Below are 14,373 nucleotides of genomic sequence, written 5' to 3'. Positions count from 1 at the left end.
GACAGCAGTCATGAGCCAGAAGATCAAGCTGATTGACCGGGTATCCGCGATCAACTGGAACCGCGTCCAGGACGAGAAGGACGCCGAGGTGTGGGACCGTCTCGTCGGCAATTTCTGGCTGCCCGAAAAGGTGCCCGTGTCCAACGACATTCCGTCGTGGGGGACGCTCACGGCGCAGGAGCAGCAGCTCACGATGCGGGTGTTCACGGGGCTGACGCTCCTCGACACCATTCAGGGCACGGTGGGCGCCGTCAGCCTCATCCCCGACGCCATCACCCCGCACGAAGAGGCGGTGTACACCAACATCGCGTTCATGGAGTCGGTGCACGCGAAGAGCTACAGCTCGATCTTCTCGACGCTGTGCTCCACCCGCGACATCGACGACGCCTTCCGCTGGTCCGAGGAGAACCCGAACCTGCAGCGCAAGGCCGAGATCGTCATGGACTACTACCGGGGCGACGAACCGCTCAAGCGCAAGGTGGCGTCCACTCTGCTGGAGAGCTTCCTGTTCTACTCCGGCTTCTACCTGCCGATGTACTGGTCGTCGCGGGCGAAGCTCACCAACACCGCCGACCTCATCCGCCTCATCATCCGTGACGAGGCCGTGCACGGGTACTACATCGGCTACAAGTACCAGAAGGGTCTCGAACAGCTCACCGAGGCCGAACGCGACGACCTCAAGAACTACACGTTCGAGCTGCTCTTCGAGCTCTACGACAACGAGGTCGACTACACCCAGGACCTCTACGACGAGGTGGGTCTCACCGAGGACGTCAAGAAGTTCCTGCGGTACAACGCCAACAAGGCGCTGATGAACCTCGGTTACGAGGGTCTGTTCCCGAAGGACGAGACGGACGTCAATCCGGCGATCCTGTCGGCGCTCTCACCGAACGCCGACGAGAACCACGACTTCTTCTCCGGCTCGGGCAGCTCCTACGTCATCGGCAAGGCCGTCAACACCGAAGACGAAGACTGGGATTTCTAGAGCGACCCGCTCGGGATTTCTAGAGCGACCCGCTCGGGACTTCTAGAGCGACCCGCTCAGGACTTCTAGAACCCCACCCCTTCGCATCGCCCGATGTCACACCGGTGCAGTTCGATTGCACCGGGGTGACATCGGGCGAACTGCGTTCAGCGGCGGAACCACGCCTCCGGCTGGTCCTGCAGCGCCTTGTCGAGACGCAGCCGGGACGACGGGGTGAGGTCCGGCGGCAGCGCGTCGGGGGAGAACCAGGCGACGTCGTGGTTCTCGTCGTCCGAGACGACGGCGTCACCGCCCACGTACCGCGCGAGGAAGCACACGTCGAGGTACTGCGCGACGTCGCCGTTGGGATAGGTGACCGGGTCGGTGACGTCGACGCTGCTGATCCGGACCAGTTCCGCGTCCACGCCGGTCTCCTCGCGGACCTCGCGCAGCGCCGCCGGGCCGGGTTCCTCACCGGGTTCGAGGATGCCGGACACGACGGCCCACCTGCCGTTGTCGACGCGGTGGGTCAGCAGCACCCGGCCGTCGTCGTCACGCACCACGACGCTCACCCCGGACAGCCACAGCGGCGCCGTGCCGACGTGCCCGCGCAGGGCGGTGACAAACTCGGGGACGGGCACCGGGCCTCCTAGCCGACGTAGCCGTTCAGCGTGTTCCTGATGTCGGTGAGCATCGCGCGCGCGGCGACGAGACCGTTTCCGCCCCACACGTCACCCTCCACGGCGAAGACCCGCTTGTCGGAGGCCGCCCCGAGGTCCTCCCATGCCTCACCGGACATGACGTCCTCGGCATGCGCGGTGCCCTCCTCGCCGTCCAGGACGGCGTAGATGAGGTCGCCCTCGGCCCGGTCGATGTCCGAGTCGGAGATCGGTTCCGTGACCGCACCGTCGAGGTTCTGATAGGCGGGTCGCCGTACCCCGGCGTCGGTGAGGACCTGGCCGGCGAACGTTGCCGGACCCTCGACCTCCATGCTGTCGGCGCCGAAGCGGACGACGGACGCCTGGGTCTGCGCAGCGTCGATGTCGACGCCGAGCTGCCTGGCGTCCTGCTGGTACTGCTCGAGCGCCGCCGTCGCCGCGTCGGCCCGGCCCAGGGCATTGCCTGCGAGGACGAACTGCGCCTTCCAGTACACGGGATCGGAACCGGCGAACACGGTGGGCGCGATGGGGGACAGTTCGCCGTACAGCTGGTCGGACGCCGGGCTCGATCCGAGGATCAGGTCCGGATCCGCCGCGGCGATCTTGTTCACGTCCGGGGCGTCGACGGTTCCGACGCCTGGGATCTCCGAGATGCCGGTGCCGAGGTATCCGGGCTGCGGTGAGTCCCCGTCGACGGTCGCCGCGCCGACGACGTGCTCCCACAGCCCGAGCGCGCACACGGCGTCCAGCGCGGCGCTGTCGAGAACGACGACCCGCTGCGGATCGGACGGCACGTCGGCCTCACCCTTCGTGTGCACCACCCGGTGCGTCGACCCGGCAGCGAGCGCGGCGTCGACGGGGGCCGGCGCGGCGCAGGCCGTGGTGGTGTCCCTCTCGATGCCGACCACACCGGCGCCTGCGATCTGCGTGGTGGTCCGGACGATGGACGCTGCGGGCTCGTCGTCGGACGGCTGAGAGCAGCCGGCGAGCGCGAGCGCGGCGAGGGCGGCGACGAGACCGGTGGACGCGCGGCGGGCGGAAAACCTACGAGGGGACAATTCGGCGACTTCCTGTGTGTGCGGGCGCGTTCAGGTTAGCCGCTGTGCTTGTCCACCCCGAACGTGTCCGACAGGTCGTCGAGGATGAGATGCGCGCCCTGGACGCTGACCGGCGACATCCACCGGGCGTCGTCGACGTCGATCTTGCGTCCCTTCAGTGTCTGCCACAGCGGGCTCTCCAGGAAGGGCTTCGCCGCTTCGGCGCTCTTGCCCGCCGGGTCCTGCCAGGTGCTGACGAAGATGACATCGCCTTCTGCCTCGCTGATCAGCTCGGGGCTGATTGCCTGCATGATGTTGTCCGGATCGGCCGGATCGGGGCCCTGGCTGCCGGGACGTGCCAACCCGGCGTCGGAGAGGACGATCCCGCTGAACGAGGTAGTGCGGTAGAGGCGCGCCGTCGGCTCGCCGGCGAACCGGACGACCGAGATCACCGGATTCGACGCCGCGCCGTTGATCTTCGCGCCGACGGTGGCGGCCCGCTCCTCGTAGGCGCCGATCTTCTGCTCGGCGAGCTCTTCCTTACCGAGTGCCTTGCCGACGAGCCTGATGTTGTCCTTCCACGTCGGCCCGGTGGTCTCGGTGAAGATTGTCGGCGCGATCGCGGACAGTTGCTCGTAGTTCTTCGCGTCGCGGACCTCGGCGGAGATGATCAGGTCGGGTTGCAGTGCGGCGATCTGTTCGAGGCTCGCGTTGCTGACCTTGCCCACCGATGCGGCGTCCGGCGCGAACTCGTCGCGTGAGGAGCCGAGGTAGTCGGGGAGCCCGGGCTCGCGATAGTCGACGTATCCGACGAGCGGCGTCTCGAGGAGCAGGACGGCGTCGGTGAAACTGTTGTCGAGTGCCACGACGCGCTGCGGGGCGGCCGGAATCTCGGTGCTGCCGCGGAAGTGGTCGATCGTGCGGGGGAATTGCCCGGTCGACGCGGTGGTGCCGGGTGCGGCGGCGGTCTCGCCGCTACTGGAGCAGGACGTGATCGAGAAGGTGGCTGCCGCGGCGAGGGCGACCACGCCTGCGACGACGCGGCGACGGGAAAGGACGTTCACATGGGCTCCTGATCGAAGTTAGGTGAGCGAAACCTTAGCACCGAGGGGGCGCTGTGCCGGAGGCTCGCGCGGGCCGTGTCGACCGGCCGGGTCCGACACGCCGGACCGCGTGACAGTGAGCACTCCCGGTAGGACAAACCGCAGGTCGAATGCGCACCGAGTTGCTCCTAGTCCGGGCAAGTACGACAGTGGGTAGGACCCAGTCGGAGGCCGCTCAGGGCACGGTCTACGATTCGATGAGCGCAAGCCAGAGACCGTTCGCCTCGCAGCCCGGGGTCGGACGCGCATTCAGGAGGATCAGTGACTGCCGTAGCGCCCCAGCCAGTCCCCGCGATAGCTGCAGCCAGGCCTTACCCGCCGCGGCAGGGACCCAAGGGCTCGTTCATCTTCAAAATGATTACGACCACCGACCCCAAGGTGCTCGGAATCATGTACTTGACGACCTCGATCGCGTTCTTCCTCATCGGTGGTCTCATGGCCCTGATGATGCGCGCCGAGCTCGCTGTGCCCGGTATGCAGTTCTTGTCGAACGAGCAGTTCAACCAGCTGTTCACGATGCACGGCACGATCATGCTGCTGCTGTACGCGACGCCGATCGTGTTCGGGTTCGCCAACTACATCCTGCCGCTGCAGATCGGTGCCCCCGACGTGGCGTTCCCGCGACTCAACGCGTTCAGTTACTGGCTGTACGTGTTCGGCGCGATCATCACGACCGCCGGCTTCATCACTCCCGGTGGTGCCGCAGACTTCGGCTGGACCGCCTACACGCCCCTGACGAGTGCGCTGCACTCCCCGGGTGTGGGCGCCGACCTCTGGGTCATGGGCCTCGCGGTCGCCGGCCTCGGCACCATCCTCGGTGGTGTCAACATGATCACCACCGTCATCTGCCTGCGTGCCCCCGGCATGACGATGTTCCGGATGCCGATCTTCACGTGGAACATCTTCATCACCAGCATCCTGATTCTGCTGGCGTTCCCGCTGCTGACCGCCGCATTCATGGGTCTGTTCGTCGACCGCCACCTCGGTGGCCACATCTTCGACCCGGCCACCGGCGGCGTGCTCCTGTGGCAGCATCTGTTCTGGTTCTTCGGTCACCCCGAGGTGTACATCATCGCGCTGCCGTTCTTCGGCATCGTGTCGGAGATCTTCCCGGTCTTCAGCCGTAAGCCCGTCTTCGGTTACAGCGGCCTGGTCTACGCGACCCTGGCGATCGCCGCCCTCTCCATCGCGGTGTGGGCGCACCACATGTATGCCACCGGCGCCGTGCTGCTTCCGTACTTCTCGTTCATGACGTTCCTGATCGCCGTCCCGACGGGTGTGAAGATCTTCAACTGGATCGGCACGATGTGGAAGGGTCAGTTGACGTTCGAGTCGCCGATGCTGTTCTCGATCGGCTTCCTCATCACGTTCCTCTTCGGTGGTCTGTCCGGCGTCATCCTCGCGAGCCCGCCGCTCGACTTCCACGTGACGGACACGTACTTCGTGGTCGCCCACTTCCACTACGTGGTCTTCGGCACCGTCGTGTTCGCCACCTACGCCGGCATCTACTTCTGGTTCCCGAAGATGACCGGCCGCATGATGGACGAGCGCCTCGGCAAGTGGCACTTCTGGACCACGTTCATCGGCTTCCACGGCACGTTCCTCGTCCAGCACTGGCTGGGTAACGAAGGTATGCCGCGCCGCTACGCCGACTACCTGCCCTCGGACGGCTTCACGTTCCTGAACTCGTTCTCGACGATCTTCGCGTTCGTTCTCGGTGCCTCGACGCTGCCGTTCATCTGGAACGTCTTCAAGAGCTACCGGTACGGAGAGGTCGTAACCGTCGACGACCCGTGGGGCTACGGCAACTCGCTCGAGTGGGCCACCAGCTGCCCGCCGCCGCGGCACAACTTCACCGAGCTGCCGCGCATCCGCTCCGAGCGTCCCGCGTTCGAGCTGCACTACCCGCACATGGTCGAGCGGATGAAGGCCGAGGCGCACGTCGGACCGGGCCACGGTGGTAAGCACGCCAGCACCGTGCTCGAGAAGGAACGCCACGAGCCGCTGACCGTCGGCGACGAAGGCGACCCCGGAACCGACACCGGCCGCTGACACAGCACGTTTCGGAAAGGCCCCGCCCCAGCAACGGGCGGGGCCTTTCAGTTGGCACAATGGGTGCCGGACAAGCCGCGCGAGCAACATGATCGGAGTACATCGGTGGGTGCAGCTGACACCACTGTCCTGGTGACCGTGACGGGCCCCGACCGACCCGGCGTCACCTCGGTGCTCTTCGGGTCGCTCTCCCGCCACGACGTGAGCCTTCTCGACGTGGAGCAGGTGGTGATTCGTGGGCGACTGACCCTCGGCGTCCTGGTGGCCTGCCCCGAGAACGGGGAAGCGCTGCAGGAGGAACTCGAAGAGGCGATGGCCACCGTCGGGATGTCGGTGGACGTCGAGATCGGTGCCGATCCCGGCAGGCAGTCGCTGTCCACTCACGCCGTCGTCGTCCTCGGCAGTCCGGTGTCGGCCCGCGCACTGCGTTCGGTGGCGCGGGAGATGGCGACCCTCGGGGTCAACATCGACTCGATCCGCGGCGTCGCCGACTACCCGGTGACGGGCCTCGAACTCCTGGTGTCCGCCCCCGCCACGGCGGAGGCCGACAAGAGCCTGCGCACCGTGCTGGCGGAAGTGGCCGTGCGCGAGAACGTCGACATCGCGGTCGAGCGCGGGGGACTGGCCCGTCGTGCCAAGCGGCTCATCGTGTTCGACGTCGACTCGACCCTCGTACAGGGTGAGGTCATCGAGATGCTCGCGGCTCGCGCGGGAGTCGAGGACGAGGTGCGCGCCGTCACCGAATCCGCGATGCGCGGCGAGATCGACTTCACCGAATCCCTGCATCAGCGGGTCGCGACCCTCGCCGGCCTCGACGCCTCGGTCATCGACGACGTCGCGGAGAATCTGGAACTGACACCGGGCGCCCGCACCACCATCCGGACGCTTCGCAGGCTCGGCTTCCACTGCGGCGTGGTGTCCGGTGGGTTCCGGCAGGTCATCGAGGGCCTCGCCCACGAATTGGAACTTGACTTCGTGCAGGCCAACACGCTCGAGATCGTGGACGGCAAACTCACCGGCCGGGTGATCGGCGACATCGTCGACCGGGCCGCGAAGGCGACCGCGCTGCGGAAGTTCGCCGCACAGGTCGGCGTCCCGATGGAGCAGACGGTGGCGGTCGGCGACGGCGCCAACGACATCGACATGCTCAACGCCGCCGGTCTGGGGATCGCGTTCAACGCCAAACCCGCCCTGCGGGAGGTTGCGGACACGGCGCTGTCGCACCCCTTCCTCGATGCCGTCCTGTTCATCCTCGGGGTCACCCGCGACGAGGTCGAGGCCGCCGACGCGGTGGACGGCGTGGTGCGACGAGTCCCGCTGTCGTGACGGAACCGTGCCGCGACGCGGTCGCCGGGGAGGCCGGTGACGACGCCCTGTGGGCGGCGCGTCACGCCGTCCTCGCGGCCGGATACGGCGGCCGGCCGGATCCGGATGACCCGGCGCAAGTCCTCGCCATGCCGATCGTGCTCCACATTCCGAAGACCGATCCGCCGCCGCGCACTGCGCTGCTCGAGGCCGCCGCGACCGCGGCGGTGGCGCTGTGCCTCGACCCGCGCGTCGGCCCCGACGAAACGGGCGCGCCCGGACCGTGGCAGGACGACTACCTCGCGTGGATCGGGTCGCGGATTCGTAAGGTGTCCCGCCGGGCCCGTGGGGCGCAGTGGCACGCGGCGCAGGACGTCGACGGGATCACCGTCGACGTCGACGGTGCGCAGGCCCGCGCGCTCGTGCCCGTCGCGGTGGGCACCCTCGACCCGCGTATCAAGAAGTTGCAGATCGGCGGGACCGATCTCGACCACGACGACCCCGGCGAGATCCCGGACGGGATCCCGGTGCTGTGGATCAACTCCACCCTGGACATGACGGTGGGCAAGGCCGCGGCGCAGGTCGGTCACGCATCGATGCTGCTCGCAGGCGCGATGAGCACCGAGCAGGCACGCGCGTGGGCGGCTACCGGCTACCGGTGCGCGGTGCGGGATGCCGACGTCGGACTGTGGGAGGAACTGACCATCGAGGTGGTGCGGGGCAGGGCAATCGCCGTGCGTGACGCCGGATTCACCGAGGTGGCCCCCGGATCGATGACCGTGATCGCCTCTCCCTGAGCCTGGTGACCGAGGCGTCGACAGTCCAGTGTCCGCGTCGTGGCTATGGGGTGCGGCACGGTTTCGCGGAACACTGACGTTCATGCTCGCTCGACGCCTGATCGCACTGTTCGCCGGATTGTGGCTTTACGGCTTCTCGATGGCCATGATGATCACAGCCGGACTCGGCCTCGACCCGTGGGACGTGTTCCATCAAGGCGTGGCGGGTCGCACGCCGCTGAGTTTCGGTGCGGTGACCGCACTGACCGGCGTCGTGGTCCTCGCGCTGTGGATCCCGATCCGTCAGAGACCCGGATTCGGCACGGTCGCCAACGTGGTGGTCATCGCCGTGTCGGTGGACACGTCGCTGGCGGTGCTCGACTCCGCGGATTCCCTGTACGTGAGGGTCGCGATGATGCTCGGCGGTGTCGTCCTCAACGCTCTCGCGACGGTGCTGTACATCGGGGCGGGAATGGGTCCTGGACCGAGGGACGGTCTCATGACCGGGTTGGTGGCGCGGACCGGGCTGTCGGTCCGGGTGATCCGCACGTCGATCGAGGTGACTGTGCTGGCCACCGGGTGGTTGCTCGGCGGCACCGTGGGGGTGGGCACCGTCGTCTACGCGCTCGGCATCGGTCCGCTCATCCAGCTGATGATGCGCTTCGGTGGCCTCTACCCGACCGCGCGGAAGACGAGCAGCGTGGGACCGGACAGCGTGATCGCCGAGTCGGCCGAAATCGGGCCGCCCGGTGCGGGTGCGCCGTCGGGGGACGTCGAGTCGAATTCGGCGAGCACCGTGCCGTAGAACCATTCGGGACACCCGAGTGTGATCGCCGTGGGCCCGCCGGAGTGGAAGACGAGCAGCCAGCTGTCGTCGGTGAGTTCGTGCCCGTCCTCGGTGTGGGAGCGGATGTCGGATCCGTCGATCCACGCCTGCAGGGTGCGCCGGGAGTCGTCGTGCCAGGCCCGGTCGTCCATCTCCGCGCCGTCCGCACCGAACCATACGAGATCCGGATGGCCGGTCGGGGTGCGCCTGCCCTCGAAGAACTCCGGCTGACGGAGTGCGGGAGAGGCGCGACGCAGATCGAGGGCGCGGGTCACGAACGCGGTGAGGGTCGTGTCCCGACCGGTCCAGTCGAGTGGCCAGGCGTCTTCTCGAGGCGTGCCCTCGGCGACGCAGTACGCGTTGTTGTTGCCGCCCAGCGTGTGCCCGAATTCGTCGCCGGCGGTGAACATCGGCGTGCCGGTCGACAATGCCAGCGTAGCCAGCAGGGCGCGGACGTGACGGGACCGCGCCGCGACGACCGACGGATCGTCGGTGGGGCCTTCGACGCCGTGGTCGACGGAGTCGTTGTGATCGGCGCCGTCGCGGTTGTCCTCGCCGTTGGCCTCGTTGCGTTTGCGGACGTACGAGACGAGGTCGGCGGCGGTGAACCCGTCGTGTGCGGTCACGAAGTTGACGGACGCCCACGGTCGCCGCGCACCGAACACGTCCTCCGAGCCCGCCACCCGGGAGGCGAGGTCGCGGACCCCCGTGTCGCCGTTCCAGAACCGTCGAACGGTGTTGCGGTACTTGTCGTTCCATTCCGACCACTGGAGTCCGAACTGGCCGACCCGGTATCCGTCCGGAGTGGCGTCCCACGGTTCGGCGATCAGTTTGCAGCGGGAGAGAACAGGATCCGCGGTGATCGCGGAGAAGACCGAAGCGCGGGAATCGAATCGGCCTCCACCCGGACGACCGAGAGCGGACGCGAGGTCGAAGCGGAAACCGTCGACGCCCATGTCGTGAGCCCAGTAGCGCAGACTGTCGCCGATCATGCGGACGGCGACGGGCGAGTGGGCGTCGACGGTGTTGCCGCATCCCGTGAGATCGATGTCGTGACCGTCGGAGTCCAGGAGGTAGTAGCCGGGCGCGTCGAGGCCGCGCCAGCCGATACTGATGCCGTCGACACCCTGCTCACAGGTGTGGTTGTACACCACGTCGAGAATCACCTCGATGCCGGCGGCGTGCAGCGCGTCGACCATCGTGTGGAACTCGGCAATCTCCTCGCCTGCCGCGGCGGCATAGCCCGAATGTGGGGCGAAGAAGGCTGCGGTGGAGTATCCCCAGTGATTGCGCATGCCCCGTGAGCGCACGGTCGCCTCGGAGACGTACGCGTGGACCGGCAGCAGTTCGACGGCGGTCACCCCGAGGCGGACGAGGTGACCGATGACGGCGGGTTCGGCGAGGCCCAGATAGGTTCCGCGGTACTGCGGCGGGACGTCGGGGTGCCGGGCGGTGAACGACCCCACGTGCAGTTCGTAGACCACGGTTTCCTCCCACGGCCTCTCGATCCGCGGTCCGCTCGTGCGGGACCGGTCGGCGGTCACCACCGACAGGGGCGTGTGGCCCAGGCTGTCGACCCGTGAGGGGCCGCCGAACGGGTCGCCGTCGTGGGAGACGAGCGCGTCGTGGTCGCCGAGTTCGCCGGTGATGCGCCGCGACCACGGATCCAGAAGCAACTTGGCCGGATTGAGGCGCACGCCCCGTGTGGGGTCCCAGCGACCGTGCGCGCGGTATCCGAACCGCTGTCCCTCGCCGACACCGTCGACGACGCCGTGCCAGATGCCGTACGTCTGCTGGACCAGGTCGATCCGGGTCTCGTCGCCGCTCTCGGAGATCAGGCACACCTGTACCAGTTCGGCGTCGGGGGAGTGGACCGCGAACTGCGTTCCGGTGCCCCGGACATTTGCTCCCAGGGGAAACGGGGACCCGGGCAGCCGCAGGCTCGGCGGGAGCGACGACGTCTCGCCGGGCTGCGAATCGATGTGAGGCGACACGCAACTGATCCTGCCGTGAATGCTCGGAAGATGTGCGAGAAGATGGGTCCGTGCATGAACCTGATCCCGATCTCCTCATCGAATTCGACGACGTTCTCCTCCGCCGCGGGGGCAACACCCTGGTGGGCCCGGTCACCTGGAAGGTGGAACTCGACGAACGATGGGTCGTCCTCGGACCGAACGGGGCAGGGAAGACGTCGTTGCTCCGCATCGCGGCCGCCGAACTGCATCCCACGAGCGGAAGTGCCTACCTCCTCGGTGAGCGGCTGGGCCGCGTCGACATCAACGAACTCCGGCCGCGGATCGGACTGTCCTCCTCGGCGCTCGCCAACCGGGTGCCGTCCGACGAGGTCGTGAGCGATCTCGTCGTCTCCGCCGGGTACGCCGTGCTCGGCCGCTGGCGTGAGCGCTACGACGACATGGACACCGACCGTGCCGTGGAGATGCTCGAGAGCCTCGGCGCCGAGCACCTCGCCAAGCGCACCTACGGCACCCTGTCCGAGGGAGAGCGCAAGCGTGTTCTCATCGCCCGTGCGCTGATGACCGACCCGGAATTGCTGCTCCTCGACGAACCCGCGGCCGGTCTCGACCTCGGTGGGCGTGAGGAACTCGTGGCGCGCCTCACCGACCTCGCCGCCGACCCCGACGCCCCCGCGACGGTCCTCATCACCCACCACGTCGAGGAGATTCCGCCGGGATTCACTCACGCGATGCTCCTCAAAGAAGGGGAGGTGGTCTCGCAGGGTCTTCTCGATCAGGTCATCACGGCCGAGAACCTCAGCGAGGCGTTCAGCCAGTCCATCAGCCTCGACAAGGTCGACGGCCGGTTCTTCGCGCGGCGGACCCGCGTCCCCGGCGCGCACCGGCGGGGCTGAGCACCGGACTGGTCGGTGCGACCGCGCGGGGGACCGACTGCGACCCGCGTCACCCGGCGGCGTAGGTTCCGAGACATGGTCTCGAAGCAAGAGCAGGCGCCCCGCGACAACACCGAGGTTGCGCCCAAGGACGCGTCCACCGTCATCCTGATCCGTGACGCCGCGGCAGATGCCGCGGCGCCCGGTATCGAGGTCTTCCTCCTCCGCCGGGTGAAGGGGATGGCGTTCGCCGGCGGTATGACCGTCTTCCCCGGCGGTGGGGTCGATCCCTCGGACGCCGAAGCCGAGGTCGAGTGGGCGGGTCCGCCTGTCGAGTGGTGGGCCGAGCGGTTTTCCACCGATACGGCGCGCGCGAAGGCGCTCGTGTGCGCGGCGGTGCGCGAGACGTTCGAGGAATGCGGCGTGCTCCTCGCCGGGCCGAGCGCGGACACGGTCGTCGCGGACACGTCACGCTACGCGCAGTCGCGCACCCAGCTCGAGACCCGCGAACTCTCGTTCAGCGACTTCCTGAGACGGGAGAACCTGGTCCTGAGGGCCGACCTGCTGCGTCCCTGGGCCAACTGGATCACCCCTGTCGGCGAGGGCCGCCGCTACGACACCCGCTTCTTCGTCGCCGCCGCACCGCACGGCCAGATCGCGGACGGTGCGACGTCCGAAGCCGAGGATGTGCAGTGGCAGAGTCCGGCCGCGGCGCTCGCGCACTGGCAGGGTGGCGGAAGCATTCTGCTGCCGCCGACGTGGAGCCAGCTCACGGCGCTCAGTGCGTACGGCTCGGTCGCGGAGGTCCTGGCCGCGGAGCCGGAGATCCCGGTGATCCTGCCGACGCTCATCACGGACGAGGAGCAGCTCCGCGTCGAGTTCCCCGGGCAGGACGGCTATTACGAGGCCGGCCCGCATCCGTGGGCGTCCCGCGACTGATCGCGATGCGGCGGGCCGCGAAACCGGGTCGGAGGCAAACAAGTAGCCTTTTGCCTCATGGCTGAGTTTGTCACTCTCGAGGTATCCGAAGGCATCGGCACGATCCGGCTCGCGCGCCCCCCGATGAACGCCCTGAACCGTCAGGTCCAGCAGGAGTTGCGGGCGGCGGCACGGGAGGCGACCGTGAATTCCGACGTGAAGGCCGTCGTCGTCTACGGCGGCGAGAAGGTCTTCGCCGCGGGCGCCGACGTCAAGGAAATGTCCGAAATGGAATTCGGGCAGATGGCCGACGTGATCGGCGACCTGCAGTCCGACCTCGCGGCGGTCTCCGAGATCCCGAAGCCCACCGTGGCCGCCATCACGGGGTACGCCCTCGGCGGCGGACTGGAGGTCGCGTTGTCGGCCGACCGGCGCATCGCCGGCGACAACGCCAAACTCGGTGTGCCGGAGATCCTGCTCGGCATCATTCCCGGCGGCGGCGGAACCCAGCGCCTCGCCCGGCTGATCGGACCGTCCAAGGCGAAGGATCTGCTGTTCACCGGGCGTTTCGTCGACGCTGAGGAGGCGCTGGCGATAGGCCTGGTCGACGAGGTCGTGGCGCCGGACGACGTGTACGAGGCGGCGCGCAGGTGGGCATCGCAGTTCACGAAGGGCGCCCCCCGAGCCCTGGCGGCGGCGAAGGCTGCCGTCGACCACGGTCTGGATGTGGATCTGGGGACCGGCCTGGCGGTGGAGCGTCAACTGTTCACCTCGCTGTTCGCCACCCGGGACCGCAAGATCGGGATGGAATCGTTCATCGAGAACGGCCCAGGTAAGGCTCAGTTCACGGGCGAGTAGTCTGAAGCCCGAAACTAGAACCTGTTCACTCTTACCAGCGAGTAGGATTTGCCGCATGACTGCTAGCGCCCACGACGACCCCGCTCCTCATCCGCACGCCACCGCTGAAGAGGTAGAGGCTGCGCTGAAGGACACCAAACTCGCGCAGGTGCTCTACCACGACTGGGAAGCCGAGACGTACGACGAGAAGTGGTCGATCTCGTACGACGAGCGGTGCATCGACTACGCACGCGGTCGCTTCGACGCCGTCGCGGGCGATCAGCTGCTGCCCTACGAGCGGGCGCTCGAACTGGGCTGCGGCACCGGATTCTTCCTCCTCAACCTGATGCAGGGTGGGGTCGCGAAGGCCGGTTCGGTCACCGACCTCTCGCCCGGCATGGTGAAGGTCGCGCTCCGCAACGCGGAGGGGCTGGGATTGTCCGTCGACGGCCGCGTCGCCGACGCCGAGACCATCCCCTACGCGGACGACACGTTCGATCTCGTCGTGGGACACGCGGTCCTGCATCACATCCCGGACGTCGAGCAGTCGCTGCGCGAGGTTCTGCGTGTCCTGAAGCCGGGCGGTCGTTTCGTGTTCGCCGGTGAGCCGACCACGATCGGCAACTTCTACGCCCGCTGGCTGGGTCGCGCGACGTGGGAGGTCACCACCCGGGTCACCAAGTTGCCGTTCCTCGCCGACTGGCGTCGACCGCAGGCCGAACTGGACGAGTCCTCCCGCGCGGCCGCGCTCGAGGCCGTCGTCGACCTCCACACATTCGATCCGAGCGACCTGGAGAAGATCGCGAAGTCGGCAGGCGCCGAGCAGGTTCACGCGGCCACCGAGGAATTCGCCGCCGCGCTGCTCGGGTGGCCCGTGCGCACGTTCGAGGCCGCGGTGCCCCCGGAGAAGCTGGGCTGGGGCTGGGGGCGTTTCGCGTTCACCGGATGGAAGACGCTCAGCTGGGTCGACGAGAAGGTTCTCCGGCACGTGGTGCCGCGCGGATTCTTCTACAACGTCATGATCACCGGCGTGAAGCCCGGCAACTGA

General features: G+C 67.9%; 12 protein-coding genes and 1 pseudogene. 9 read left to right on the top strand and 4 right to left on the bottom strand.

Going from position 1 to position 14,373, the window contains the following annotated elements:
• Positions 1 to 10 precede the first annotated feature (10 nt).
• Positions 11 to 985 (top strand): class 1b ribonucleoside-diphosphate reductase subunit beta, encoded by a 975-nt coding sequence (gene nrdF / locus H0B43_RS04585; protein ID WP_185729103.1) that lies wholly within the window; start codon positions 11 to 13, stop codon positions 983 to 985.
• Positions 986 to 1,131: 146 nt separating this feature from the next.
• On the opposite strand, the gene H0B43_RS04580 is transcribed toward nrdF, so the two are convergent.
• Genes H0B43_RS04580 through H0B43_RS04570 form a run of 3 tightly spaced genes read right to left on the bottom strand, consistent with a single transcriptional unit; the run spans position 1,132 to position 3,724 of the window.
• Positions 1,132 to 1,605, bottom strand: coding sequence for an NUDIX domain-containing protein (locus H0B43_RS04580; RefSeq protein WP_185729104.1), 474 nt, complete (start codon positions 1,603 to 1,605; stop codon positions 1,132 to 1,134).
• An 8-nt stretch (positions 1,606 to 1,613) separates the two neighbouring features.
• Entirely contained in the window at positions 1,614 to 2,681 is a 1,068-nt protein-coding gene (locus H0B43_RS04575; RefSeq protein WP_185729105.1) for an iron-siderophore ABC transporter substrate-binding protein, read from the bottom strand.
• 35 nt (positions 2,682 to 2,716) lie between these two features.
• Entirely contained in the window at positions 2,717 to 3,724 is a 1,008-nt protein-coding gene (locus H0B43_RS04570; RefSeq protein WP_185729106.1) for an ABC transporter substrate-binding protein, read from the bottom strand.
• Positions 3,725 to 4,024: 300 nt separating this feature from the next.
• On the opposite strand from H0B43_RS04570, the gene ctaD reads away from it, so the two are divergent.
• From ctaD to H0B43_RS04550, 4 genes are all read left to right on the top strand, one after another.
• On the top strand, positions 4,025 to 5,815 hold the full coding sequence (gene ctaD / locus H0B43_RS04565; protein ID WP_005240299.1) for a cytochrome c oxidase subunit I: 1,791 nt from the start codon (positions 4,025 to 4,027) through the stop codon (positions 5,813 to 5,815).
• Positions 5,816 to 5,920: 105 nt separating this feature from the next.
• Entirely contained in the window at positions 5,921 to 7,141 is a 1,221-nt protein-coding gene (serB, locus tag H0B43_RS04560) for a phosphoserine phosphatase SerB (protein ID WP_185729107.1), read from the top strand.
• Positions 7,138 to 7,917, top strand: a complete 780-nt coding sequence (locus H0B43_RS04555) for an aminoacyl-tRNA hydrolase (protein WP_185729108.1) — start codon at positions 7,138 to 7,140, stop codon at positions 7,915 to 7,917. Before serB ends, H0B43_RS04555 begins: the two co-directional genes overlap by 4 nt.
• 28 nt (positions 7,918 to 7,945) lie before the next feature.
• Complete coding sequence (locus tag H0B43_RS04550) at positions 7,946 to 8,701, top strand: YitT family protein (protein WP_397517489.1); 756 nt, start codon at positions 7,946 to 7,948, stop codon at positions 8,699 to 8,701.
• 11 nt (positions 8,702 to 8,712) lie between these two features.
• Here H0B43_RS04550 and glgX read toward each other — a convergent pair.
• A pseudogene (gene glgX / locus H0B43_RS04545) lies at positions 8,713 to 10,716 on the bottom strand (glycogen debranching protein GlgX); the annotation flags it as partial.
• 50 nt (positions 10,717 to 10,766) lie between these two features.
• Between glgX and H0B43_RS04540 the strand changes: the two are divergent.
• The 4 genes from H0B43_RS04540 to H0B43_RS04525 all read left to right on the top strand — a co-directional run bounded on the left by H0B43_RS04540 (position 10,767) and on the right by H0B43_RS04525 (position 14,373).
• Positions 10,767 to 11,591: an ABC transporter ATP-binding protein gene (locus H0B43_RS04540; protein WP_185729110.1), complete on the top strand. Its 825-nt coding sequence runs from the start codon at positions 10,767 to 10,769 to the stop codon at positions 11,589 to 11,591.
• A gap of 75 nt (positions 11,592 to 11,666) precedes the next feature.
• The gene (locus H0B43_RS04535; RefSeq protein ID WP_185729111.1) at positions 11,667 to 12,509 is read left to right on the top strand and encodes an NUDIX domain-containing protein; all 843 of its coding nucleotides are present in this window, start codon (positions 11,667 to 11,669) and stop codon (positions 12,507 to 12,509) included.
• A gap of 57 nt (positions 12,510 to 12,566) precedes the next feature.
• Entirely contained in the window at positions 12,567 to 13,346 is a 780-nt protein-coding gene (locus H0B43_RS04530) for an enoyl-CoA hydratase/isomerase family protein (RefSeq protein WP_185729112.1), read from the top strand.
• A gap of 55 nt (positions 13,347 to 13,401) precedes the next feature.
• Complete coding sequence (locus H0B43_RS04525; protein WP_185729113.1) at positions 13,402 to 14,373, top strand: class I SAM-dependent methyltransferase; 972 nt, start codon at positions 13,402 to 13,404, stop codon at positions 14,371 to 14,373.

This window comes from Rhodococcus sp. 4CII (assembly GCF_014256275.1).
Taxonomy (GTDB): domain Bacteria; phylum Actinomycetota; class Actinomycetes; order Mycobacteriales; family Mycobacteriaceae; genus Rhodococcus_F; species Rhodococcus_F wratislaviensis_A.
This window is presented reverse-complemented; position numbering and strand designations above follow the sequence as displayed.

Excerpts from the sequence above, each read along its gene's own strand:
- nrdF (WP_185729103.1), top strand. The coding sequence starts at position 11 with ATGAGCCAGAAGATCAAGCTGATTGACCGGGTATCCGCGATCAACTGG.
- H0B43_RS04535 (WP_185729111.1), top strand. The coding sequence starts at position 11,667 with ATGGTCTCGAAGCAAGAGCAGGCGCCCCGCGACAACACCGAGGTTGCG.
- H0B43_RS04530 (WP_185729112.1), top strand. The coding sequence starts at position 12,567 with ATGGCTGAGTTTGTCACTCTCGAGGTATCCGAAGGCATCGGCACGATC.
- H0B43_RS04525 (WP_185729113.1), top strand. The coding sequence starts at position 13,402 with ATGACTGCTAGCGCCCACGACGACCCCGCTCCTCATCCGCACGCCACC.